19 protein-coding genes are annotated in these 23872 nt (G+C 60.3%); 17 read left to right on the top strand and 2 right to left on the bottom strand.

What is annotated here, in order from left to right:
• Positions 1-111: 111 nt before the first annotated feature.
• A protein-coding gene (locus GLS40_RS17290) for an IS5 family transposase (RefSeq protein ID WP_148562938.1) occupies positions 112-869 on the top strand; the annotation gives its coding sequence in 2 pieces (ribosomal slippage) (positions 112-433 and positions 433-869; 759 coding nt in all).
• Positions 870-1065: 196 nt separating this feature from the next.
• Here GLS40_RS17290 and GLS40_RS17295 read toward each other — a convergent pair.
• On the bottom strand, positions 1066-2586 hold the full coding sequence (locus tag GLS40_RS17295) for a class I adenylate-forming enzyme family protein (RefSeq protein ID WP_043753659.1): 1521 nt from the start codon (positions 2584-2586) through the stop codon (positions 1066-1068).
• A 26-nt stretch (positions 2587-2612) separates the two neighbouring features.
• Positions 2613-4613 (bottom strand): NADPH-dependent 2,4-dienoyl-CoA reductase, encoded by a 2001-nt coding sequence (locus tag GLS40_RS17300; RefSeq protein WP_043753661.1) that lies wholly within the window; start codon positions 4611-4613, stop codon positions 2613-2615.
• 126 nt (positions 4614-4739) lie between these two features.
• On the opposite strand from GLS40_RS17300, the gene GLS40_RS17305 reads away from it, so the two are divergent.
• The 16 genes from GLS40_RS17305 to GLS40_RS17380 all read left to right on the top strand — a co-directional run bounded on the left by GLS40_RS17305 (position 4740) and on the right by GLS40_RS17380 (position 23832).
• Positions 4740-5921 (top strand): acyl-CoA dehydrogenase family protein, encoded by a 1182-nt coding sequence (locus GLS40_RS17305; protein WP_043753664.1) that lies wholly within the window; start codon positions 4740-4742, stop codon positions 5919-5921.
• Entirely contained in the window at positions 5918-6697 is a 780-nt protein-coding gene (locus GLS40_RS17310; protein WP_028288574.1) for an enoyl-CoA hydratase/isomerase family protein, read from the top strand. Before GLS40_RS17305 ends, GLS40_RS17310 begins: the two co-directional genes overlap by 4 nt.
• A gap of 9 nt (positions 6698-6706) precedes the next feature.
• A complete protein-coding gene (locus GLS40_RS17315; RefSeq protein ID WP_028288575.1) occupies positions 6707-7867 on the top strand; it encodes an acyl-CoA dehydrogenase family protein in 1161 nt (386 codons plus the stop codon).
• Between the two features lie 27 nt (positions 7868-7894).
• A complete protein-coding gene (locus tag GLS40_RS17320; RefSeq protein WP_043753667.1) occupies positions 7895-9286 on the top strand; it encodes a phenylacetate--CoA ligase family protein in 1392 nt (463 codons plus the stop codon).
• A complete protein-coding gene (locus tag GLS40_RS17325; RefSeq protein WP_028288577.1) occupies positions 9283-10890 on the top strand; it encodes an acyl-CoA carboxylase subunit beta in 1608 nt (535 codons plus the stop codon). The genes GLS40_RS17320 and GLS40_RS17325 overlap by 4 nt, the downstream gene beginning before the upstream one ends.
• A 10-nt stretch (positions 10891-10900) precedes the next feature.
• Positions 10901-12907: an acetyl/propionyl/methylcrotonyl-CoA carboxylase subunit alpha gene (locus GLS40_RS17330; RefSeq protein ID WP_043753670.1), complete on the top strand. Its 2007-nt coding sequence runs from the start codon at positions 10901-10903 to the stop codon at positions 12905-12907.
• The gene (locus tag GLS40_RS17335; protein ID WP_328598919.1) at positions 12867-13871 is read left to right on the top strand and encodes a hydroxymethylglutaryl-CoA lyase; all 1005 of its coding nucleotides are present in this window, start codon (positions 12867-12869) and stop codon (positions 13869-13871) included. Before GLS40_RS17330 ends, GLS40_RS17335 begins: the two co-directional genes overlap by 41 nt.
• A 12-nt stretch (positions 13872-13883) precedes the next feature.
• The gene (locus GLS40_RS17340; protein ID WP_043753676.1) at positions 13884-14798 is read left to right on the top strand and encodes an SDR family NAD(P)-dependent oxidoreductase; all 915 of its coding nucleotides are present in this window, start codon (positions 13884-13886) and stop codon (positions 14796-14798) included.
• Complete coding sequence (locus GLS40_RS17345) at positions 14798-15592, top strand: citryl-CoA lyase (protein ID WP_043753679.1); 795 nt, start codon at positions 14798-14800, stop codon at positions 15590-15592. The genes GLS40_RS17340 and GLS40_RS17345 overlap by 1 nt, the downstream gene beginning before the upstream one ends.
• A 3-nt stretch (positions 15593-15595) precedes the next feature.
• Positions 15596-16759, top strand: coding sequence for an acyl-CoA dehydrogenase family protein (locus tag GLS40_RS17350; protein WP_028288582.1), 1164 nt, complete (start codon positions 15596-15598; stop codon positions 16757-16759).
• An 11-nt stretch (positions 16760-16770) separates the two neighbouring features.
• Positions 16771-17610 (top strand): FAS1-like dehydratase domain-containing protein, encoded by an 840-nt coding sequence (locus GLS40_RS17355; RefSeq protein WP_043753682.1) that lies wholly within the window; start codon positions 16771-16773, stop codon positions 17608-17610.
• A gap of 211 nt (positions 17611-17821) precedes the next feature.
• Positions 17822-18601 (top strand): ABC transporter ATP-binding protein, encoded by a 780-nt coding sequence (locus tag GLS40_RS17360; RefSeq protein WP_028288584.1) that lies wholly within the window; start codon positions 17822-17824, stop codon positions 18599-18601.
• Positions 18602-18647: 46 nt separating this feature from the next.
• A complete protein-coding gene (locus GLS40_RS17365) occupies positions 18648-20603 on the top strand; it encodes an AMP-binding protein (protein WP_229737743.1) in 1956 nt (651 codons plus the stop codon).
• A 15-nt stretch (positions 20604-20618) separates the two neighbouring features.
• Positions 20619-21503, top strand: a complete 885-nt coding sequence (locus GLS40_RS17370; protein WP_028288586.1) for a branched-chain amino acid ABC transporter permease — start codon at positions 20619-20621, stop codon at positions 21501-21503.
• Between the two features lie 3 nt (positions 21504-21506).
• A complete protein-coding gene (locus tag GLS40_RS17375; RefSeq protein ID WP_028288587.1) occupies positions 21507-22559 on the top strand; it encodes a branched-chain amino acid ABC transporter permease in 1053 nt (350 codons plus the stop codon).
• A gap of 34 nt (positions 22560-22593) precedes the next feature.
• Positions 22594-23832, top strand: coding sequence for an ABC transporter substrate-binding protein (locus tag GLS40_RS17380; RefSeq protein WP_048534155.1), 1239 nt, complete (start codon positions 22594-22596; stop codon positions 23830-23832).
• Positions 23833-23872 lie beyond the last annotated feature (40 nt).

Consider the following 23872-nt stretch of genomic DNA (forward strand, 5'->3'; position numbering starts at 1 on the left):
TCAGGGATCTACGAATCCTCCTGAGCTCAAACACCCGGAAAACCCTAGGGTCAGGACCCATTGATTTCCGTGTGGCTGCGTGGTTCACCGCGCGGAAAACGAGCGGTGAACATGTCTGATCTCTTCTGGCTGACGGACGCGCAGATGGCGCGACTTGAACCCTACTTTCCCAAGTCCCACGGCAAACCTCGCGTTGATGATCGGCGCGTACTGAGCGGAATTATCTTCATCAACCGCAATGGCTTGCGCTGGCGTGACGCGCCCATGGAGTACGGTCCACACAAGACCCTGTACAATCGCTGGAAACGATGGAGCGACAAGGGCATCTTCGCTCAGATGATGCTCGGATTGGCCGCTGAACACGGCGAAGAGAAGACCGTGATGATCGACGCGACTTATCTGAAGGCGCACCGAACAGCGACCAGTATGGGCGTGAAAAAGGGGGGCGTGGACGCCTGATCGGGCGAACCAAGGGCGGGATGAACACCAAGCTTCATGCCGTGACCGACAGTCAGGGTCGCCCCATCAACTTCTTCGTCACAGCCGGACAAGTCAGCGATTATGTCGGCGCAAGAGTGCTTGTGGACAAACTTCCGAATGTGAAGTGGCTGCTCGGGGGCCGTGGCTATGACGCAGATTGGTTCAGAGAAGCGTTGCAAGACAAAGGGATACGCGCATGCATTCCTGGCCGCAAAGCACGAAAGAAACCCGTCAAATACGACAAGCGACGCTACCGCCGCCGAAACCGGATCGAGATCATGTTCGGCAGGCTCAAGGACTGGCGACGGGTCGCAACCCGCTACGACAGGTGTCCGAAGGTCTTCCTTTCAGCCATCGCACTCGCGGCAACCGTCATTTTCTGGCTATGAGTCCTGACCCTAGCCGTGTAGTCCGACAGAGGGCTGCGCATCAATCGCGGGTCAATCTATCCCAGATGGTGGATCACTTTCAGGGGGTTACTCCAAAGGGCGGGGATAAGAAGCTCGTGGCAACGAGGATAAGAACGCTTTTATCGCTATTGGGGCGAACTGGCGTGGCTGGCTGACGATCGGGTCAGAGCGAAAATTAATCTGCGAGCCGGGCTTCGAGGATATGCCGCTGGATCTTGCCGCTGGTCGATCTGGGAAAATCCTCGAACGCGATGAAGTGAATTTCGCGTGGTCGCTTATAGCCAGCGAGGCTTTCGCGGCACAAGTTCAGCAGCGCCTCGGCATCCGGCCCGTCATCGTCACAGGCGACAAAGGCCACCGGGCTTTCCCCCCATTTCGCGTCGAAGGCCCTTACCACGGCGGCATCGATCACATCGGGATGAGAAAGAAGCACACGTTCGATTTCCGCCGGATAGACGTTTTCACCTCCGGTCTTGATCAGGTATTTCGCCCGATCCACAAAGTCGACGGTGCCGTCCGCATTGCGCCGGAACAGATCGCCCATGTGGAAAAAGCCGTTGCGAAAGTCACGGGCATTGGTGTCGTCGGCGTTCCAGTACCCGGAAAACAGCGTCGGACCCCGAAGCGCCATTTCGCCCGGCGTTCCATCGGGGACTTCGCGGTCGTCGGGATCGACCAGCCGCACCTCGCAAAAGGCGCTGATGCGCTTGGACAGCCGGTCCGGGGTCACACCCGGCGCGATCAGATCGGCGGTTCCCGGCGGCAGGCCGGTTTCGGTCGCCCCGAAGGAATTCAGATAGGGCGTGTCCAGAAGACCGGTCAGTTCCGCGATCTGATGCGGCGGCACCAGATCAGCCATTGCGCCGCAAACCTTGATCCCCTTCAGCGGCAAAGGGTTGGCGTGCCGTTCGTTAATAAAAGCCTCCAGTGCCCCGGGCATCATCACGAACCAGCCGATCCTGTGGCGTGACAGCGCCTCGTTGATGACGGCGGGCTGCAGCCCGTCCACCATCACCACGGTCCCACCCCGCAGGATCGTTGCCAGCGCATGATCGGTGGAGGCCATGTGGAACATCGGCGCCCAGGCGATGAACCCGTCACCGGGATCCAGCGCCAGCTGGGCCGCAAAGACCATGGATCGGGCGATATGCGCGCGGTGGCTGATATGCGCCCCCTTGGGCAGGCCCGTGGTCCCCGAGGTATAGAGGATCGTCAGACCGGCCTCGGGGTCGTCAACCATGGTTCCGGTGCGCGGGTCCGGCTCGACCCCGGCAATGGCCGTTTCCAGGTCTGGCCCGACGGTTAGACAGGGTGTCGACGCGACGGCGCGGTAAGCTTCTGAAAGTTCCGGTTCGACAACCGCGAGAACCGGCTCGACCAGATCGATGCAGTGCCGCAGTTCATCGGGGGCAAGCCGCCAGTTCAGACAGGCGACGATCGCGCCGATTCCCGCTGCTGCAAGTTCGACCTCCAGGTATTCTGAGCGGTTATGCGACAGGATCGCGATCCTGTCTCCGGGCGCCACGCCTCGTGCCAGAAAGACAGCCGCCAGACGATCGACCCGCTCCAGCAGTTCTGCATAGGTCAGTTTCCTGCTGCCGTCCTCGATGGCGAGGGCGCGGGCGCAGTCATGTGCGCGGGTTCGAAAGATCGAATACAGATCAGCGCGCCCCGCGCGGATGACGCCGGTCAGCATAGTTTCCCCCTTGCCCGAGCCTCGGTTCAGAGATCCTGCGCCAGGCGCACGCCCTCATCAATGGCGCGCAGCGCATCCAGTTCGGCGGCCTCCTTTGCCCCGCCGATCATCGTAACCAGGACGCCGCGCGCTACAACCTCTTTGGCCAGGGCCCGTTCCGGTTCCTGACCGGTGCACAGCACAATTGTATCGGCTGCGATGACCGTCGGGTTTCCGTCCGCGACGATGTGCAGCCCCGCATCGTCGATATGTTCATAGGTCACCCCGCCCATTGCCTCGACCCCATGTTTGCGCAGCGCGTTGCGCAGGATCCACCCTGTCGAAACACCAAGCCCCGCGCCCGGTTTAGCGGTCTTGCGCTGCAGCATGACGACCTTGCGGCGCGACGGCTTCGGTGCCAGAGGGTCACCCGCCAGGGCACCCGAGGAGACAAATTCGGGGTCCACTCCCCAGGTTTCGCAAAAGACGTCGGAATTCGCGGTCTCGGCGGGTTTGGTCACTAGGAACTCGGCCACATCATGACCGATGCCCCCCGCCCCCATCACCACGACACGGTCGCCCGCCTCGCGGTCACCGGACAGAATTTCGGCGTAGGTCGCGACGCTGGGATGGTCGATACCCGGCAGGTCGGGAATGCGCGGCGTGACCCCGGTGGCGATGACCACATGGTCAAATCCCTCAAGATCGCTCGCCTCTGCCCGCTGTCCCAGACGCTGCGTGACCCCGTGTTTCTGCATCTGACCGGCATAATACCGCAGGGTTTCGTCGAATTCGTCCTTGCCTGGTGCGGCGCGGGCCAGATTCAGCTGACCGCCCAATTTGTCCTGCGCTTCGAACAGGGTGACATCGTGGCCCAGCCGTGCCGCCTCGGCGGCTGTGGCCATGCCCGCGGCACCACCGCCAACGACGGCCACTTTCTTTGGCGTGTCGGTTGGCGTATCCCGGAATTCCGTTTCACGCCCGGCCCTTGGATTGACCAGACATCCGACCGGCCGGTCCGAAAAAATGAAATCCAGGCAGGCCTGGTTGCAGGCAATGCAGGTGTTGATCTCGTCTGCGCGGCCCTCGCGCGTCTTTTTCACGAAATGCGGATCGGCCAGAAACGGGCGCGCCATCGAGATCATGTCCGCATCGCCAGAGGCAAGTATGTCTTCTGCAAGCTGGGGTGTGTTGATCCGGTTCGAGGCGACTACCGGGATCGACACCGCCGCTTTGACGTTGGCTGCCGCCTTGCGCCAGGCACCGCGCGGCACCGGGTAGGCGATCGTCGGCACGCGGGCCTCATGCCAGCCGATGCCGGTGTTCAGGATATCCGCACCCGCAGCCTCGATCTTGCGGGCCAGTGCGGCAATTTCATCGGCGGGCGCGCCGCCCTCGACCAGATCGGCCGCCGAAATCCGGTAGATGACCAGAAAGTCGGGGCCGCAACGTTCGCGCACCGCGCGCACGATCTCGACCGGGAATCGGTGGCGGTTCGCGGCGCTGCCGCCCCAGTCGTCTTGGCGCTTGTTGGTGTGGGTGACGGTGAATTCGTTGATCAGGTATCCCTCGGACCCCATGATCTCGACGCCATCAAAGCCTGCGGCCAGCGCATTGGCGGCCGCTACGGCAAAATCCTCGATGGTACGGAGAATGTCGGCTTCGGTCATTTCACGCGGGATGAAACGGTTGATCGGGGCGCGGATCGGCGACGGGGCCACACACCTTTCGATCTTGGCATAGCGCCCGGCGTGGAGGAGTTGCGCGCAGATCAGGCTGCCTTCGGCCTGCACCGCCTCGCAGATCGGGCGCAGGTCAAGCGCTTCTTCCGGGTCATCGATTCTCGGACCTTCTGGATCGAATATGCCCTCGGCATTGGGCGAAAACCCGCCGGTGACCAGAATCGCCGCCTCCCCCCGCGCACGCTCGGCGTAAAACGCGATCTGTTTGGCTATGCCGTCAGGCTCGGTTTCCAACCGCGTGTGCATCGACCCCATGATGACACGATTTCGCAATGTATGCTGGCCTGCGCGGATGGGCGAGAGCATGGTTTCAAAGCTTCCATCTGGTCTATTTTTCACTTTGGTTCTCCTCCTCAAAACTGCACTTGATCTACATTCTAACATTTGTTAGATTTTTGGAAAGAAGATTTTCGCTCATGGGGAGGAGCACCGATGCAATTCCAGCCTACAGACGATCAGAAGGCGTTTCGCGAGACCGCAAAGCGCTTCGCAACTGAAAGGCTTGCGCCCACATATCAAGAACGCGCCAGCGGCCATACATTCGACCGTGCGCTGATCAAGGAGATGGGCGCACTGGGGCTGATCGGGGCCGATCTGCCCGAGGAATTCGGGGGTCTCGGCGAAAGCTCTGTCACGTCAGGGCTGATCGTCGAAGAGATCGCCTATGCCGATTTCAACGCAAGTTACGTGCAGCTTCTGGGCTCTCTCATGGGCGGAATGGTTGCCAAACATGCCTCCAAGGACATCGCGTCGGAATGGGTGCCCAAGGTTGTTTCGGGTGATGCGGTCATTGGCCTGGGCCTGACAGAGCCGCGCGGCGGTTCGGATGCGGCGAACCTGATTCTGAGGGCCGAGAAATCCGGCAACGGCTGGCGGCTGAACGGTGAAAAGACATCCATGAGTTTTGCCAGTCAGGCGGATGCGGCGGTCGTCTTTGCCCGTACCGGCGATCCTGATGGCGGCTCACGCGGGGTCAGCGCCTTTTTCGTCGATCTGAACCAGGAAGGCATCAAGCGCACCCATTTTGACGACATCGGCACCAAGCCTGTCGGGCGCGGCTCGGTTTTCTTTGACGATGTTTTCGTGCCGGCTGAAAACATGATGGCGGAACAGGACCATGCCTTTGGCACGATCATGGCGGGCTTCGACTATTCCCGCGCACTGATCGGGCTGGAGTGCCTGGGGGCCGCGCAAGCGTCGGTGGATGAAACCTGGGCCTACGTTCAGGAGCGCGAGGCATTCGGAGCCCCGATCGTGCAGTATCAGGGTGTCAGCTTTCCCTTGGCCGAGGCCGAGACCCAACTGACCATGATGCGCCAGCTTTGCTATTACACGCTGGACCTGCGCGACCGTGGCCTGCCCCACACCTCTCAGGCCGCCATGTGCAAATGGTACCTGCCCAAAACCGCCTGCGAGATCCTGCACCAGTGCCTGATCCTGCACGGACATTACGGCTACACCACCGACCTGCCCCACCACCAGCGCTACAACGATGTGCTCGGCTTGCAGATCGGTGACGGCACCGCGCAGATCCAGAAGCTGGTGATCGCCCGCGAGAAGGTCGGTCGCATGGCGCTGCAGTATGACAAGAAGGCGAAGGGAGCCTCGAAATGAGCGACCCCATCCTCGTCACTTCCGAGGGCAACACCGGCATCATCGAACTGGCCCGCCCCGAGAAATTCAATTGCCTGTCACTTGAGGTGCATGAGCGTATTTCTGTCGCGCGTGCGGAATTCGAGGCGAACCCCGCTATTCGGGCGATCCTCATCCGGGCGCAGGGCAAGCACTTTTGCACCGGTGCCGATCTGGTGGAAGTGAAAGGTAAGTTGAACGATCCCGCCGCGCTGGACCATTTCATCGCCTTTGGCATGAAAAACCTGCGTGCGCTCGAAACCTCCTCCCTCCCTGTCGTAGTCGCAGTGCAGGGGTTGTGTCTGGCCGGCGGGATCGAACTGATGCTGGCCTGCGACGTGTGCTTTGCGGCCGAAAGCGCCCAGTTTGGCGATCAGCATGCGCAATTCGGGCTGATTCCCGGTTGGGGTGGCTCGCAGCGGCTGACGCGGTTGATGGGGCAGCGCCGGGCGCTCGATCTGATGTTCTCGGCCCGCTGGCTCAAGTCGGACGAGGCCAAAGAGGCCGGCCTGGTCAACTACATCGTGCCGGATGCGGATCTGCACAAGATCTCGCTGGAATACTGCCAGAAGATCGCCACCCGCTCGCGTCCCGGCATCGCCGAGATGAAGCGGTTGGCGCGCGAAGGTGCGGACCTTGGTATCGACCAGCAGATGCGGCTTGAGCGCGATGCCGCGGTGCGTGCACTGCCCAGCGATGACGTGGCCGAGGGCCTCGACGCATTCGAGAACCGGCGCGCCCCCGAATTCAAGGCCTGAGGACGAAACATGGATTTCATTTTGAACGACGAACAACGCCAGATTTACGAGTATGGCGGCCAGCTGGCGCAGAAATACGACAATGCGTATTGGCTGGACCACGCGCGCAGGCATGAGTTCCCGCACGAGATGTTCAAGCAGATTGCCGATGACGGTTTCCTGGGCATCATGGTGCCCGAGGAATTCGGCGGCGCGGGCCTTGGTATGACTGAAATGGCCCTGTTCATGGAGGGCACCGCCAATCACGGCATTCCGCTTTTGATGATGGTGGTCGGGCCGACCATGTCGCTGGCCCATATCGCCAGCCACGGGAGCGAGTTCCACAAGAAAGAACTGCTGCCGGCCGCCTGCCGCGGTGATATCCAGTTCTGTTTCGCGATCACCGAACCGGGGGCCGGGTCGAACACGATGAAGGCCACTACGCTGGCCAAGCGTCGAGGCAACCGGTTCAGCCTGTCGGGCGAAAAGACCTTCATCACCGGGGCCGAAGTGGCCGACTACTGCCTCGTGGTGGCGCGGACCAAACCGCATACCGAGGTCAGCCGCAAGACCGACGGCTTTACCCTGTTCGCCGTGGATCTGAAGAAAAAAGGCGTCCACAAGCAGCGGGTGAAGATCTCGATCCCCCTGCCCGAGGAGCAGTGGACACTGTTCTTCGACGATGTGGATCTCGGCCCCGAGGATGTGGTCGGCGAGGTGGACGAAGGGTTCTCGATCCTGTTCGACAGCCTCAACCCCGAGCGTATTATCCTGGCCGCCTTGTGCTGCGGCATCGGCCGGTTCGCCCTGAACAAGGGCGTGGCCTATGCCTCCGAGCGCAATGTGTTCGGCCAACCCATCGGTGCGCACCAGGGCGTGCAGCATCCGATGGCCAAGGCGCATACGGCAGTCGAAATGGCCAGTCTGATGACCCGGCGCGCGGCATGGGAGTTCGACAACAAGCTGCCTGCCGGTGCGTCGTCGAACATGGCGAAATATGCCGCCGCCGAAGCCGGGATCGAAGCGGTCGACGCGGCGCTTCAGGCGCATGGTGGATCGGGCTTTACCGAAGATACGGGACTTTACGAAATGTACCCGCTGGTCCGCCTGCTGCGCACAGCGCCGGTGAACCGCGAACTGTGCCTGAGCTTTATCGGCGAAAAGGTCATGGGCCTGCCACGATCCTATTGATCGCCACGGCTAGGAACGGAGAACGACATGCAATTTGGAATGCGCTTCCGGCGGGAAGATGCCGCCGACAAGGTAAATGATCGCTTCTGGCACGCGATCGAGGGCACGCCGCTCGACGAGGTGCGCCGTATTCAGGAAGAGCGACTGCGCGATCAGATGGCCTATCTCAAGGCAAACTCGACTTTCTATCAGGAGAAGTTCGCGAAAGCCGGTGTGGAATTCGACGATATCCGCACCATCGAAGACCTGCAGAAACTGCCCTATACCTACAAGACCGAGATCCGCGAAAGCCTGGCCGCCGATCCGCCGTTCGGCAAACACCGCGCCGCGCCCATGTACGAGATCATCCAAATGCAGGCATCGTCGGGCACGACCGGCAGCCCCTCATATGTGGCCCTGACCGAATCCGACGCCGAAATGTGGCACGAGATGACGGCACGCTGTTTCTTTGCCAATGGCGTGCGGCCGGGCGACATGGTGCTGCACGCGTTTTCGCTCGCCAAGGGCTTTGTCGGCGGCATCCCCGTGATGCAGGGATTGCAGTACATGGGCACGATCGATGTCCCGGTGGGCGCCGATGGCGGTGCGGAACGGCTGCTGCGCGCCTGCGCCGACACCCGCCCGCGTTGCGTGGTCGGCGCCCCGAACTTTGTGCTGCACCTGGCCGAAAAGGCTCCCGAGGTACTTGGCTGCAAGGCCAGCGAACTGGGTATCGAGCGCGTGATCGTCGGCGGCGAACCCGGCGGCGGAATTCCCGCAATTCGGGCAAAGATCGAAAAGGCCTGGGGTGCGAAATGCACCGAGATGCTGGGCGGCACCGATCTGGGCGTGACATACTGGGCCGAGTGCGACGCCCAGTCGGGTATGCACATGGTCAACATGGATTATGTCCTGACCGAGCTGCTCGACCCGGAGAGCGGCAGGATCATTCCCTGGAAAAAAGGCGCAGAAGGCGAGATGGTCTATACCGCGCTCGGCCGCCAGGCGAGCCCGCTCGTGCGGTTCCGGTCAGGCGATTATATCGAAGTGATCGATACCGAATGCTCCTGCGGCCGCACCGGACCGAAGATCCGCTGCACCGGCCGCACCGACGACATGCTGATCGTGCGCGGGGCCAATGTCTTCCCGTCGGCGATCAACAGCATCATTACCGAAATGGTGCCGGACACCAACGGCGTCATGCGCATCGTGGCCGATTTCGAGGGCCATACCACGCAGGGCGCGCTGACAGTGATTGTCGAACGGGGCCCCGATCGCGATCCGGCCGATGACGTCACCCTCAAAAAGAAAATTGAGCAGCGGCTTCGCGACTCCTTGGTCTTCAAGGCCGACGTTCACCTGGTTGCGGCCGACACTTTCGAAAAACCTGGCGCCGCTAAGGTCGCCTTCGTTCTCAGGAAATATCCAGACCTGCCATGACTAGAATGAAATCTCTTCTCGACAGCGGGTCGGACGACTTCCGCGCCAACGACGTGTCTTACCGCGAAAAGGTCGATGAACTACATGCCCTCCGGCTCTTACAGCGCGTCGGCGGCCCCGAAATGGCGCGCAAACGTCATGTGGACAAAGGCAAAATCCTGCCGCGCGAACGGATCGAACGGCTGATCGACCCGGGCACACCATTTCTGGAACTCGGCGAGTTGGCCGGACTGAATATGCACAAGGGAGTTCCACCCGGCGCCGGCATCATTACCGGTATTGGCGTGATCGAAGGCCGTCAGTGCATGATCATCGCCAATGATGCCACCGTAAAGGGCGGCACCTATTTCGGGATCACCTGCCGCAAACACGTCCGGGCACAGAAAATTGCCTGGAAAAACCGGCTGCCCGTCATCACCCTCGTGGACTCCGGCGGTGCCTTCCTGCCCGACCAGGCCAACCTTTTCCCCGACGAAGGCCAGTTCGGCTCCATCTTTCACCAACAGATCGGCATGTCTGGCGATGGTGTGCCGCAAATCGCCGTGGTCATGGGGCCCTGCACCGCGGGTGGTGCCTATATCCCCGCGCTCTGTGACGAAGTGGTGATCGTGCGCGGTCAGGGCTTTATGTATCTGGGCGGACCGGAATTGACCTTTGCCGCAACCGGCGAAAAGGTCGAAGCCGAAGAACTGGGTGGCGGCAAGATGCATTCGTCCGTTTCCGGTGTGACCGACCATTTGGCCGAAGATGACGCCCACGCTCTGGCCATCACGCGCGAAATTGTCAGCCATCTTGGCGAAAAACCCCAACCCCGCAAGACGCCCGAAACGCCCCGTGCGCCCGCCTACCCGGTCGAAGAGATTTATGGGCTCATCAGCCGCGATCCCAAGGTGCCGACCGACAACCGCGAAATCGTGGCTCGGTTGGTCGATGAGAGCGATTTTCACGAATTCAAGCCGCTTTATGGCGACACGATCATGACCGGCTGGGGGCGCATCCACGGCCACGAGGTCGGGATCATCGCCAATACAGGCGTGCTTTTCGTCGAAGCCGCGCTGAAGGCGACGCATTTCATCAATCTCTGCGTCCAGCGTGATATTCCGCTGCTGTTCCTGGCCGATGTGAACGGCTTCATGGTGGGCCGCGAGGTCGAGCAGATGGGCATTGCCAAGGCTGGCGCCAAGATGATCACGGCCATGTCTTCGGCCCGGGTGCCGAAATTCACAATCATCACCGGTGGCTCTTACGGGGCCGGATACCTGGCGATGCTGGGCCGCCCGTTCCAGCCGGACGCAATGTTCGCCTGGCCGACGGGACGGTCGGCAATCATGGGGCCGGAACAGGCCGCCAGCGTGCTGGCTCAGGTCCGCGCGCAGATCAACGAACGCGAAGGCAAAAGCTGGACCCCCGAGGAGGAGGAAGCCTTCAAGGCACCGATCCGCAAGGAATACGAAGATTTTCAGGGAGCCTATAATTTTGCTTCCAACCTTTGGATCGACAGCGTGATCGAGCCCTGTGAGACCCGTGACGTCATGGCGCTGATGCTGGATGTGACATCGCGCAGACCCAAGGTCGATACCAACTTCGGCGTGTTCAGGATGTGAGGAGCGAACCGTGAAAATCAAAACGCTTCTGATCGCCAACCGCGGCGAAATTGCCTGCCGGATCGCGCGCACCGCGCGGGCCAGCGGTATCACCCCTGTCGGCGTGCATTCGCAGGCCGATGCCAATGCCCTGCATGTCCGCGAGATCGGCAAATCTGTCTGTATCGGTGCCGGGCCTGCATCCGAGAGCTATCTGAAAATCGACGCGGTGATTGCCGCTGCGCAATCGGTGGGCGCGGATGCGATCCATCCCGGTTACGGCTTTCTGGCCGAAAACCCCGATTTTGCCCGCGCGGTCGAAGCCGCCGGCATGATCTTCATGGGGCCGACGCCGGAAACGCTTGAACGTTTCGGCGACAAGGCCAGCGCCAAAGAGGCCGCCGTGGCGGCCAGCGTCCCGGTGATTTCGGGCGCCGAAGGTGCGCGGTCCGATCCCGAGCAGATTGCCGAGGAGGTGCGCCAAATGGGCCTGCCGGTGCTGCTCAAGGCTGTCGGCGGCGGTGGTGGGCGAGGGCAACGGCTCGTCACCGACGAAACCACGCTGGTCGAGGACATCGAAGGCGCGCTGCGCGAAGCAAAATCCACCTTCGGCTCCGAAGGGCTGCTGTTGGAGCGTTTCCTGCCCGAGGCGCGCCATGTTGAAGTGCAGATCGCAGGTGACGGCAAGGGCCATGTGGTGCATCTGTTCGAACGCGATTGCACGCTTCAGCGCCGCCACCAGAAGGTCATCGAGGAAGCCCCGGCCTGGGGTCTGCCCCGGACGCTTATGGACGACATCGCGCGCGACGCGGTGCGCCTTGGTGAAACGCTGGACTATCGCGGTCTGGGCACGGTCGAATTTCTGGTCGCGGGGGACGAGTATTTCTTCCTTGAGGTGAACCCGCGCATTCAGGTGGAACATCCCGTCACCGAAGCGATCACCGGGCTGGACCTTGTCGCGCTTCACCTGCGGATTGCCGAAGGCGCGGGCCTTGGACTGGTGCAGGACGATCTGACGATCAACGGCCACGCGGTCGAGGCGCGGCTTTACGCCGAAGATCCGGCGATGCAATTCGCCCCGTCGACGGGCACGCTCTCCACGCTCAGCCTGCCATCGGGCCTGCGCATCGACAGCGGCGTCGAGGAAGGCGATGCCGTCACGCCCTATTACGATCCGATGATCGCCAAGCTGATCGTGCACGCGCCCGACCGGGAAACCGCATTGGCACGTCTGGCCACGGCGCTTGATCATGTCGCGGTCGAAGGTGTCGAGACCAATCGCGCCTTTCTAACGGCGCTGGCGCGAAACCATGAATTCGAACGGATGCAGGTGCATACCCGCTGGATCGACGGCAGGCTGGATGAGCTGACACAAGCACCCGGACTGACCCGCCCCGATCTGTGGAAAGCGACCGCTGCCATTCTCTTCGTGACCCAGTCGCGCAGCGACACAAACGCCAATCCCTGGACCAACCGTGATGCCTTTACCGGCTGGCGGCTTGGCCTGGGCGGTGATGCGATTGAAGCGGGGCAGCGCGTGACGCTTACCGATTCTGACGAGGTATCCGAAGAACTGCGCATCGGCCCTGTCAAACCGGGCGCCAAGTACACCGTCCATTCGGAAAACGGCGAGGCGCTGACACTGTCGGCATGTGAACTGACCCCGGGCCGTTGGCGTGTCGGCGAAGGCGACACCGTCCATCTGATCGACGCGCGCCTGCACGCGGGCGTGATCGAACTGGACACGCCCGAAGGTCGCCTGGTCTTCCGCCCCGCCGCGCCCCTTGCTTTTGCCGGCGGCGATGCCGCGGCGGATCGCGCCGTGACCTCTCCGCTGACCGGAATGATTGTCGAAATCAAGGTCTCCGATGGTCAGAGCGTGGCCGAAGGCGAAGTGGTCGCGGTCATGGAATCCATGAAACTCGAAATCTCGATCCGGGCGGCCGCGGCCGGGATCGCCAGCAATATATCCGTCTCGAATGGAGACATGGTCGATCGTGGCCAAGTCATCGCCGAGATTCTGCCATCCGAGGAGTGATGAAATGAGCGACTTTCCCAAATTCGTCGAGTTTCGCGAAGAAGGCCCGCGTGAGGGTTTTCAGATCGAAAAGAAGATTTATCCGATCGAAGAGCGGATCGAACTGATCGACATGCTCAGCGAAACCGGTCTGAAGCGCATTCAGGTTGGCAGTTTCGTCAGCCCGAAATACGTGCCGCAAATGGCCGACACCGGCGAGTTGTTCCAGCGTATCAAGCGCGAACCGGGCGTGAATTACACATCGCTGTGGCTGAACGACAAAGGGTTTCGCAAGGCCCTGACCGCGCATGACGTCGATATCGACCCGCGTCTGCTGTTCTATCCCTCCGAGGCATTCGCCCAATCGAACAACAATTGTTCCTCGGCGGAGATGCGGGAAAAACAACGTGACTGGGTCCGTCTTTACAAGGAAGAAGGATATACGGTCGACGCGGCCTATGTGATGACTGCCTTCGGCTGCAACCTCGAAGGCCCCATCCCCCAAGAACGCATCTTGGACGATTTCCGCTTCATTCTTCAGCTGTGCGAGGAAGAGGACATCCCCGTGCCGATCCTTGTGATCGCCGACACAATGGGCTGGGGAAACCCCGAGGCGGTCAAACGCATGATCGGCGCCCTGCGCGAATTGGCGCCCGAGGCGCGCATCGGTATGCACATCCATGACACACGTGGGCTGGGGATCGCCAACGTTTATGCCGCCCTGTCGATGGGCGTGGACATGTTCGAAAGCTCGGTCGCCGGTCTTGGCGGCTGTCCTTTCGCGGGCCACGGCCACGCCCGCGCCGCCGGCAACGTCTGCACCGAGGATGCAGTGTTCCTATGTCACGAACTGGGCATCGAAACCGGCATTGATCTGGACAAGCTGATCGCGGCGGCGCTCAAGGCCGAAGAAATCATCGGCGTGCCGCTGATGGGCCGGGTCATGCATACCGGCGGGTTGGACAAATACCGCAAGTCACGCTGAGGGAGCAAGAAGATGACAAAAGCACTTGACGGAAAGGTGGTTCTGGTCACCGGGGCCGGCGGTGGGATCGGGCGTGATATCGCCTTGATGGCAGCCGCAGAAGGCGCCGCCGTGGTGGTCAATGATCTGGGCGCATCCCTGAAAGGCACCGGTCAGACAGAAACTGCGGCGCAGAAAGTCGTCGAAGAGATCAAGGCGGCGGGCGGCGATGCGATCGCCGATGGCGGCAACGTCAGCGATCCGGACGCCGCGCGCGCGATGATCGAGGCGGGTGTCAAGGAATTCGGCCGCATCGACGCGGTGGTGAACAACGCCGGCATCCTGCGCGACGGGTTCTTCCACAAAATGACCTACGAGGATTTCGACGCGGTTGTGAAGGTCCATCTCTATGGCGCCTTCAACACCAGCCGTGCAGCGGCCGATTATTTCCGCGGACAAGAGGGCGGTGCTCTGGTGCACATGACCTCGACCTCGGGGCTGATCGGCAATCTGGCGCAGGCGAATTACGCGGCGGCAAAGCTGGGCATTGCGGCCTTCTCGAAATCGGTCGCGCTCGACCTGAAACGCTGGAACGTGCGGTCAAACTGCATCGCGCCCTTCGCCTGGAGCCGGATGATCTCGTCGATCAAGACAGACACCCCGGAACAGGTGGCACGGGTCGAAAAGATCAAGGAGATGACACCGGCCAAGGTTGCACCGATGGCCTGTTTCCTGATGAGCGACCGCGCGGCTGACGTGTCAGGACAAATCTTTGCGGTTCGCAAGAACGAGATCTTCCTGTTCAACCAGCCCCGCCCGGTGCGGTCGGTTCATTCCGATGATGGCTGGACCGCCGATGAAATCGCCGAGCGCGCCATTCCCGCGCTCAAATCACAGTTCACGCCGCTCGAAGTTTCGGCGGATGTCTTTTCGTGGGATCCGGTTTGATGGGAAAACGCAAAGAAAAAATCAGCTCCGACATTGCCTGGAGCACCTCTGACAAGATCAGCGTGCGTGGGCTCGATCTGCCCAACGAGATCCTGGGCCACATGAACCTCGGCGATCTGGCGTTTCTGCAGTTGACGGGTCGCAAGGCCACGCCCGAGGAAAGCCGCGTCTTTAACGCCATCGTCATTACCTTGGTCGAACATGGTATCACGCCCTCGGCCCTGGCGGCGCGGATGACCTATATGGGGGCGCCGGAATCGCTTCAGGCGGCTGTGGCGGCTGGCTTGTGCGGGCTGGGCACCGTCTTTGTCGGTTCTATGGAGGGTGCCTCGAAGATGCTTTACGAGGCACTGCCACAGGACAAGTTGGGCACCGGTGTCGATCTGGATGCGCTGGCCGTCGAGACGGTGGAAAAATTCCGCGCCCGCAAGATGATCGTGCCGGGGCTGGGCCATCCGGTGCACAAGCCGGTCGATCCGCGCGCACCTCGCCTGTTCCAGATCGCTGCCGAGAACGGCAAGTCCGGTGAATACATCGAGTTGATCCAGAAAATTCAGGCCGTTGCCGAAGAAAAATCGGGTAAGATGCTGCCGATCAACGCCACCGGGGCGATCGGAGCGATCTGCTGTGAATTTGGCTTCCCCTGGAAGATCGTGCGGGGCTTTGGCGTCATGGCACGCGCCATCGGTCTGGTCGGTCATATCCTCGAAGAGAGCGAAAACCCGATTTCCTATGAGCTTTGGCAGCGTGCCGAGCAGGAAATTCTTGAAACGTCGGGTCCGGGAGCGAAGTAACCGATGCAGACGTCAGCCCCAGACACTCACACCGATCTGCGCGACGCCTTGCGCGCACTTTGCGCGCAGTTTCCGCCAGAGTATCATCGCAAGTTCGGCGAAGACGAAACCTACCCCGAGGAATTCGTCGATGCGCTGACCCGCGAGGGCTGGCTTGCCGCGATGATCCCAGAGGAATACGGTGGCTCGGGTCTGGGGTTGACCGAAGCCTCGATCATCATGGAGGAGGTGAACCGCTGCGGCGGAAACGCGGGCCATTGCCACGGGCAGATGTATAACATGGGCACGCTGCTGCGGCATGGTTCGGATGAGCAAAAGCAGACATACCTGCCCGGTATTGCCAGCGGCGCGTTGCGCCTGCAATCCATGGCCGTGACCGAACCGACAACCGGGACCGACACCACCAAACTGAAGACCATCGCAGTCAAGAAGGGTGACCGGTATGAGATCAATGGCCAGAAGGTCTGGATCAGCCGTATCCAGCATTCTGACCTGATGATCTTGCTGGCCCGCACTACGCCGCTGAGCGAGGTCAAGAAAAAGTCGCAGGGCCTGTCGATCTTTATGGTCGATCTGAAAGAGGCAATCGGCAACGGGATGGAGGTCCGCCCCATCGCCAACATGCCCGGCCACGAAACCAATGAAGTGTTTTTCGACAACCTGGAAATCCCCGCCGAGAACCTGATCGGCACCGAGGGGCGCGGGTTTTACCATATTCTTGACGGGCTGAACGCCGAACGGACCCTGATTGCGGCGGAATGCATCGGTGATGGATACTGGTTCGTTGACAAGGCCCGCGCCTATGCCGGCGACCGCGTGGTCTTTGACCGTCCCATCGGCCAGAACCAAGGTGTGCAATTCCCTATCGCCAGGTCCTATGTGAACATCGAGGCCGCCAATCTGATGCGCTTTGAAGCCTGCAGGCGGTTCGATGCCGGACTGGATTGTGGTGCACAGGCGAACATGGCCAAGCTGCTGGCTTCGGAAGCCAGCTGGGAAGCGGCCAATGCCTGCATCCAGACCCACGGCGGCTTCGGTTTCGCACGGGAGTACGATGTTGAGCGCAAGTTTCGCGAGGCGCGCCTCTATCAGGTCGCCCCGATCTCGACCAACCTGATCCTGTCATATGTCGGAGAACATATCCTCGGCATGCCAAGATCGTTCTGAAGGCTAGGATTATGGGTGAGATCGACCTTGACGCGCTGGCGCCCTGGCTGGGACGCACCGAGACCAAGGAAGATGTTCTGACGCACGGGCTGATCGACAAATTCCGCGCCACGCTCGGTCCGCATCTTTGGGACGGAGCGGGCGATGTCCCGCTGGGAATTCATTGGTGCCTTGCCCTTGATACCGTGCCAGCGACCGCCCTGTCAGAAGACGGCCATGCCGCGAGGGGTGGATTTCTGCCCCCTGTTCCGCTGCCCGCCCGCATGTGGGCTGGCGGCGATGTTACGCATATCGCGCCGCTGAAAATCGGCGAAATCATCACCCGACGCTCTTCGATCAGGAATATTGTGGCCAAGCAGGGCCGTAGTGGACCATTGGTCTTTGTGACCGTCGAACATGAGTATCTGAGTGGCAACCGGCTTTTTATCCGGGAGCAGCAAACGATCGTTTATCGTGAGATTTCCACCCCCCGCACGGGCGAGAGCGCAGCTGACGCGGGTGACCCCAACACGCTTAGATCGACGCTGACACCGGATCCTGTTCTTCTGTTTCGCTATTCGGCGCTGACGTTCAATGCCCATCGCATTCACTATGATTACGTCTACGCCACCGAAACCGAAGCCTATTCCGGACTTGTTGTGCATGGCCCATTGCAGGCCACGCTGCTTCTGAATCTGGCGGCGGGTGCGTTGAAAACATCGCCCCACCGGTTTTCGTTCCGTGGCCTCGCGCCACTCACCCTGCCCTGCGAATTGCAACTGCACAATGAAGGGACCGGCACCTCCGGGACAGTCTGGTGTCAGGATCAAAAAGGTCTTCGAAGCTTTTCCGCAGAGTACGCGGCCGTCTGATCGGTCTTCTTCGGTAGCGAATTCAGTTGTTGACCAATTTTTCTAACATCTGTTAGGCTTCGCGGAGAGACTTGGTAAATAAACCAGGCAAACCTCTGAATTTAGAGGTGGGAGGAGGAACAATGCGAGGAAAACTCGTAACCAACGAAAAACCGTGCGGTCAGGCTATGCGCGCCTCCATGAGGTGTGGGGCAAAAGCACGGGCCGCAACATGACCACGAATAACGGGCACGTATCCTCACCGCTTGCGGTGCGTGGTGCAACTTTGAAATTTGGCGGTGTGACCGCGCTCGACGATGTGAGCATTTCTGTGGCCGACGATGAATTGCTTGCAATTATCGGACCGAACGGAGCCGGAAAAACATCACTTCTGAACGTGACTGCGGGCTTCTACCGTCCGCAGAAGGGCCGTGTCGAATTGTCCGGGCAGGACGTGACCGGCCTGCGTGTTGACCAGATCGCCCGGCGCGGTCTGGCGCGGACGTTTCAGGGCACCCATCTTTTTGCCGGGCAGACGGTGGTGGAAAACATTATGATCGGCCGCCACATGCTGATGAAATCGAATGTAGTCCAGGCTTTTTTCCAGTTCGGTCCCGTGATGCGCGAGGAATCGGAACATCGTGAAGCCGCAGAGGAGATCATCGATTTTCTCGAGATCGAGGCAATCCGCAACCGGCCCGTGGGCACGTTGGGGTATGGGTTGCGCAAGCGTGTCGATCTGGGCCGTGCATTGGCGCAGGAACCGTCGATCCTGCTGATGGATGAACCGATGGCCGGCATGAACTCGGAGGAAAAAGAAGACCTGGCGCGCTTCATTCTCGATGTGCGCGAGGCGCGCAAGATTCCGGTAGTTCTGGTGGAGCACGACATGGGCGTCGTGATGGACCTTGCCGACCGGATCGTGGTGCTGGATTTCGGGCGGGTCATCGCCGAAGGCACCCCGGAAGAAATCCAGAAGGACCCGGCTGTCATAAAGGCATATCTGGGGTAGCGGCATGGTCAAACAACGGACAGCAATGGTCTTTTCGGACCCAGCAGTGACACATATCGAAACCCTGCCGCAGGTTTTGCTCGCGCGAGCGACATCCACACCGACCAACCTCGCCGAACGGCACAAGCGCCTGGGCATCTGGCGTGAATTCACCTGGGCCGATGTTCTTGACAGGGTTCGCGCCCTGGCTCTCGGGTTGGAGAACCTGGGCTTGTCGGCTGGCGAATCTGTCATGATGATTGGCGAAAACGAACCCGAACATTTCTGGGCTGAATACGCCGTCCAGTCGTTAGGCGGCAAAGTCCTGTCTGTCTATCCGGATCAAAACGCTGAAGAGATTCTGTATCTGGCCGAAGACTCGCAAACGCGGATTTTTCTGGCGCAGGATCAGGAGCAGGTCGATAAATGCATCGAGATTGCGGGCAAGTACTCGGGCGCCCTGGCGGTCGTTTACTGGGACGATTCCGGTCTGTGGGGCTATGATCATCCCCTGTTGCATTCGTTTGAAAGTGTGAGCGCGGCAGGGCGTCAGATCCACGCCAAGGAACCCGCCAGATTTGAAGAACACGTAAAACGTGGACGGGCAGACGATACCGCCTTGCTGTCCTATACCTCGGGGACCACGGGAAAACCCAAGGGCGTTGTCATCAGCCATCGCTACCTGTTCGACAATTGCTCGCGGGTGATGGGGGCAATCGAAATCGCGCCGGGCACCGAATACCTGACCTACATTTCGCCGGCCTGGGTCACGGAACAGATTTTCGGCCTGTCGATCGGTTTGATCGCGCCCATGGTCGTCAACTTCCCCGAAGGCCCTGAAGATGTACTGACCAACATTCGCGAACTGGCGGTCGACGCACTGGTGTTCAGCCCGCGCCAGTGGGAAAATCTCGCCTCCATCGTTCAGGCCCGGATGCTGGGGGCGGGTAAAATCCGCAATGCGATGTACAACTGGGGTATGAAGGTCGGCCACGACGTTTATGTGGAACGGCTGGAGGGGCGTAGCCCCAGCCTTGCCGCACGCCTGCAGCTTCCCTTTGCCGAAGCTCTGGTGCTGCATCACCTGCGCGACAATCTTGGCCTTGGTAAGGCCAAAAACGCAATGAGCGGCGGCGCCCTGATGGCACCTGACGTCTTTCGTATGTTCCACGCGATGGGGGTTAAGCTGCGCAACGTGTATGGCGCGACCGAAATCGGCCTTCTGACCGCGCATGTCGGCGAAAGCTATCAGCTGGAAACCAGCGGCAGCTGGATGCAAAGCAACACGAACTACGGCGAACCGCTGGAATACAGGGTCTCGGACGAAGGGGAGCTTCAGGTGCGTGGCGGATCGGGCTTCGGTGGCTATCACGGCAAGCCCGAAAAGACCGCAGAGGAATTGACCGAAGACGGTTGGTACAAGACCGGTGACGCGGTGTCGATGACCGACGACGGCGAGCTTTTGTTCTTTGACCGTGTCAAGGATATGCGCCGCCTGGCAAATGGGCACAGCTATCCGCCGCAATTCATCGAAACGCGGTTGCGGTATAGCCCCTTCATCAAGGATCTCATGACCTTGGGCGACGAAACCCGGAGCTTCGTCAGCGCGCTTATCAATATCGATATGGAAGTTCTCGGGCGTTGGGCGGAAGAGAACAAGATCAGCTTTTCGACCTACACCGATCTCTCGCAGAAACCCGAAGTTCTGGACCTTATCAAAGGCGAAGTGGCGCGCATCAATGCGCTCCTGGCCGAAGGCTCGCGCGTGGCACGTTTTGCGAATTTTCCCAAGGAACTCGACCCGGATGAAGGCGAGTTGACCCGCAGCCGAAAGCTTCGCCGGGCCTTTCTGGAGGAACGGTATGCCAAGCTCGTCGAGGCGATCTATGCTGGCGATGACGAGACAGATCTCGAAATCGCTGTGACCTATCAGGACGGCCGTCAAGGCGTTCTCAAGACCACGGTTCGCGTGTCGGATGTTGAAAACGCATCGAAGGCTGCCAAGCGGCAGTCCAAATCTTAAAGGAGGTCGGCGACAATGGTCTATTTCATCAATGACATCATTACCGGGGCTTTGATCGGCCTTCTGTATTCGCTGGTGGCCATGGGCTTTGTTGTGATTTACCGCGCCAGCAAGGTGTTCAACTTCGCGCAGGGCGAGCTTGTGATCATCGGCGGGTTCATCGTCTGGTTCACAACGATGCAAGCGGGGCTTAGCCTTTGGTTGTCGATACCCCTTTCGCTGGTTCTGGCCGGGCTGGTCGGGTACGCAATCGAACGGATTTTCCTGACAAAGCTGATCGGTGAATCGGTTTTCTCGATGGTCATGGTCACCGTCGGCCTTTTGATCCTGCTGCGCGGTTTGGTGCTGCTTGTGTTCGGTCCCGCGGTAAGACCCTTCCCGATCATTTTTCCGCTGAAACCCTTGTTCCTCGGCGATATGTTGATCCCGATGAACCTCCTGATAGGTGGGATCATCACCATTGTCGCGGCCGTCGGCCTGTCGTGGTTCTTCAACCGGACCCGGTCCGGCCTCCGTATGACCGCTGTGGCGGAGGACCACGTCGTAGCTTCCTCGATGGGCATTTCGGTGAAAGGCTCGATTGCCGTTGCCTGGGTTCTCGGGGCAATCCTGTCCACAATTGGTGCGATGATCTTTCTCAGCGGCAAATCGCTGACCTTCCTGGCCTCGGATATCGGGTTCGCGGCCCTGCCGGTGGCGCTCTTTGCCGGGCTGGAATCCATCGGCGGGCTTATCTTGGCAGGAATAATCATCGGCATCGCGCAGAGCTTGACCACCAACTACCTTGATCCGTTGATCGGTGGCTCGCTCGGCAGTGTCGTTCCATATATCATAATGCTTGCCATTCTGCTGATCCGGCCGACCGGCCTGTTCGGCTGGCGCACAATCGAACGGGTGTAATCCATGGATCCTTCTGGCGTATTCCCGACAAGCTATCGCAGTGACAGACGTTTGATCCGAACGCGCTGGCAGTTTCTGGCCCTCGTCGTATTCATGGCTCTACTGCTGTTGGCGCCTTACCTGGTGAGCAGCCGTATCATCGCTATCCTGAATATGATGATGATCAGCGCCGTCATCGCCGTCGGGCTTCAGATCTGCACCGGCTATGCGGGCCAGATCAACCTGGGTCAGGCGGCGTTCATGGGGGTCGGCGCCTATACGGCCTCGATACTGGCCTCGAAGACCGGCCTTACGTTTCTGCTGACCATTCCTCTGGCCGGGCTCTCGGCTGCGCTGTTCGGCTTTCTCTTTGGCTTGACCGCGGCGCGGATCAAGGGGTTCTATCTGGCACTGACCACGATTGCAGCTCAGTTCCTGTTCCACTTTGCCGTATTGAACCTGCCGTCAACCTGGCTGGGTGGATCGAACGGTATCACCGTGCCCCCGGCCGAGCTTTTCGGGCAGCGATTTGTCAGCGAATCTTCGCAGTTCTATCTGAATTTCGCCGTGACCGCGATCATGGTGGCGGGCGCGTTCGGGATCGTTCGGTCACGCTTCGGCCGTGCCTTCGTGGCGGTCAGGGATGATGACGTGGCCGCGGGTATAATGGGGATCAATGTCGCGGCCACAAAGGCAAATGCCTTCCTGATCGGCGCTTTCTATGCGGGCGTCGGCGGGGCGCTTTGGGCCTATCTGATCCGCTTCGTGGGGGTAGACCAGTTCACCCTGTTTCACTCGATCTTCTTCGTCGCGATGATCATCGTCGGCGGGATGGGTTCAATCGTGGGGGCCCTGATAGGCGTCTTCATTATCCGCATCATCCAGGAAATTATCGCGACGGTCGGCCCCAATATCGCCGACTCGGTATCATTCCTTGGCGGTGACATCGTGTTCGCTGGCATGAATGTCGTTCTTGGCGGCGTGATCGCATTGTTTATGATCCTCGAACCCAAGGGGCTGATGCATCGCTGGAACATCCTGAAGTCGTCATACCGTATCTGGCCGTTTCCTTACTGAGAAATAGAGCGGCTCTAAACCTGGGAGGAAGAATATGACTTACCAATCGAATCGAGGTCTTCGCGGCTTACTGGCAGCGGCTGCCTTGGCGGCCGCGGCGACCATGCCTTTGAAGGCGCAGGCCGAAGAGACCTATAATCTGGCCCTGCTGTCGGACTTTTCCGGCCCTTATGCTGACATCATGCCCATCCTGGCAGGCGGACGCGAAGCTGTGTTCACCTGGTGGAATGAAACCCGCGGCAAGGAACTTGGCGTCACGCTGAACTACAAAAACTACGAAACCCGCTATGACGCGGCACAGGTGGCAAGTCTCTGGCCCGGGATCAAATCGGAACTGGACCCGATTGCGGTTGTCGGCCTCGGCGGGCCTGACGTCGCGGCCCTTTCCGAACGCCTGCCGGAAGACAAAATCCCGATGTTCATGGCCACAGCGGCCTACGGTTTTGCCTGGCAACCGGATGCCTGGATTTTCAACCCACGCCCGACCTATTCGCACGAAAGTGTCGGCTTTCTGAACTGGATGCGTGAACAGCGCGGAGGAGACGAACCGCTCAAGGTTGCGATCCTCGCCTCCGAAGCATCGCCTGCCTATGTCGACATGGCAAAGGGCCTTGAACTCTATGCCGAAGAGCACCCCGAGGAGATCGACCTCGTCGAGGTCATCTATACCGAAGTTCAACCCACCGATCTGACGGGGCAAATGCGCCGCGTTGTACGAGCCGGGGCCGAGGCGCTGGTAATCCAAACGAACACCTCTATCGTGGTTGCCGCGAAACGTGGGCTGCAGGCCAACGGGGCGAACATCCCGATCATGGTGAGTTCGCATAACGGGCTTCCAGCCTCGGGTGGCGCGCTTGGCGGGCTTGAGCAAATGGAGGGGGACTTTGAAGCCTACGGCATGGCGATTGCGGCCGATGAGGACACTCCCGCGCGACAATTCTACAAGACATTGGTTGCCGATTACGGACTCGAAGCACCTTGGAACGTCGTGACCGCAATGGGCGTATCTCAGGGTCTCTATACCGTGACCGTGATCGATCACGCGATCGAGGCGAACGGCGCCGAGGGCCTGACCGGAGAGATGGTACGTGAGGCGCTTTTTGCCAAACCGATCACCACCGAAGAAACCCATGGGTTCCTGCCGACCTTGTCCTTTACGCCAGAAGCACCGTTCCCATTGGAAGGCCTCAAAGTGAATGTGGGCACCGTCAAAGATGGGAAAATCACCATCGGGGCAACGGGTGTCGACGTTCCGCAAGTTGAGAAATGGTGAATTAATCCGGGCGCCGCAGTCGCGGCGCCCGTTCTGATCC

It is taken from the genome of Pseudooceanicola pacificus (genome assembly GCF_009789075.1).
Lineage (GTDB): Bacteria > Pseudomonadota > Alphaproteobacteria > Rhodobacterales > Rhodobacteraceae > Pseudooceanicola > Pseudooceanicola pacificus.

Excerpts from the sequence above, each read along its gene's own strand:
- GLS40_RS17295 (WP_043753659.1), bottom strand. The coding sequence starts at position 2,586 with ATGCTGACCGGCGTCATCCGCGCGGGGCGCGCTGATCTGTATTCGATC.
- GLS40_RS17300 (WP_043753661.1), bottom strand. The coding sequence starts at position 4,613 with ATGCTCTCGCCCATCCGCGCAGGCCAGCATACATTGCGAAATCGTGTC.
- GLS40_RS17305 (WP_043753664.1), top strand. The coding sequence starts at position 4,740 with ATGCAATTCCAGCCTACAGACGATCAGAAGGCGTTTCGCGAGACCGCA.
- GLS40_RS17310 (WP_028288574.1), top strand. The coding sequence starts at position 5,918 with ATGAGCGACCCCATCCTCGTCACTTCCGAGGGCAACACCGGCATCATC.
- GLS40_RS17315 (WP_028288575.1), top strand. The coding sequence starts at position 6,707 with ATGGATTTCATTTTGAACGACGAACAACGCCAGATTTACGAGTATGGC.
- GLS40_RS17320 (WP_043753667.1), top strand. The coding sequence starts at position 7,895 with ATGCAATTTGGAATGCGCTTCCGGCGGGAAGATGCCGCCGACAAGGTA.
- GLS40_RS17325 (WP_028288577.1), top strand. The coding sequence starts at position 9,283 with ATGACTAGAATGAAATCTCTTCTCGACAGCGGGTCGGACGACTTCCGC.
- GLS40_RS17340 (WP_043753676.1), top strand. The coding sequence starts at position 13,884 with ATGACAAAAGCACTTGACGGAAAGGTGGTTCTGGTCACCGGGGCCGGC.
- GLS40_RS17345 (WP_043753679.1), top strand. The coding sequence starts at position 14,798 with ATGGGAAAACGCAAAGAAAAAATCAGCTCCGACATTGCCTGGAGCACC.
- GLS40_RS17350 (WP_028288582.1), top strand. The coding sequence starts at position 15,596 with ATGCAGACGTCAGCCCCAGACACTCACACCGATCTGCGCGACGCCTTG.
- GLS40_RS17355 (WP_043753682.1), top strand. The coding sequence starts at position 16,771 with ATGGGTGAGATCGACCTTGACGCGCTGGCGCCCTGGCTGGGACGCACC.
- GLS40_RS17360 (WP_028288584.1), top strand. The coding sequence starts at position 17,822 with ATGACCACGAATAACGGGCACGTATCCTCACCGCTTGCGGTGCGTGGT.
- GLS40_RS17370 (WP_028288586.1), top strand. The coding sequence starts at position 20,619 with ATGGTCTATTTCATCAATGACATCATTACCGGGGCTTTGATCGGCCTT.
- GLS40_RS17375 (WP_028288587.1), top strand. The coding sequence starts at position 21,507 with ATGGATCCTTCTGGCGTATTCCCGACAAGCTATCGCAGTGACAGACGT.
- GLS40_RS17380 (WP_048534155.1), top strand. The coding sequence starts at position 22,594 with ATGACTTACCAATCGAATCGAGGTCTTCGCGGCTTACTGGCAGCGGCT.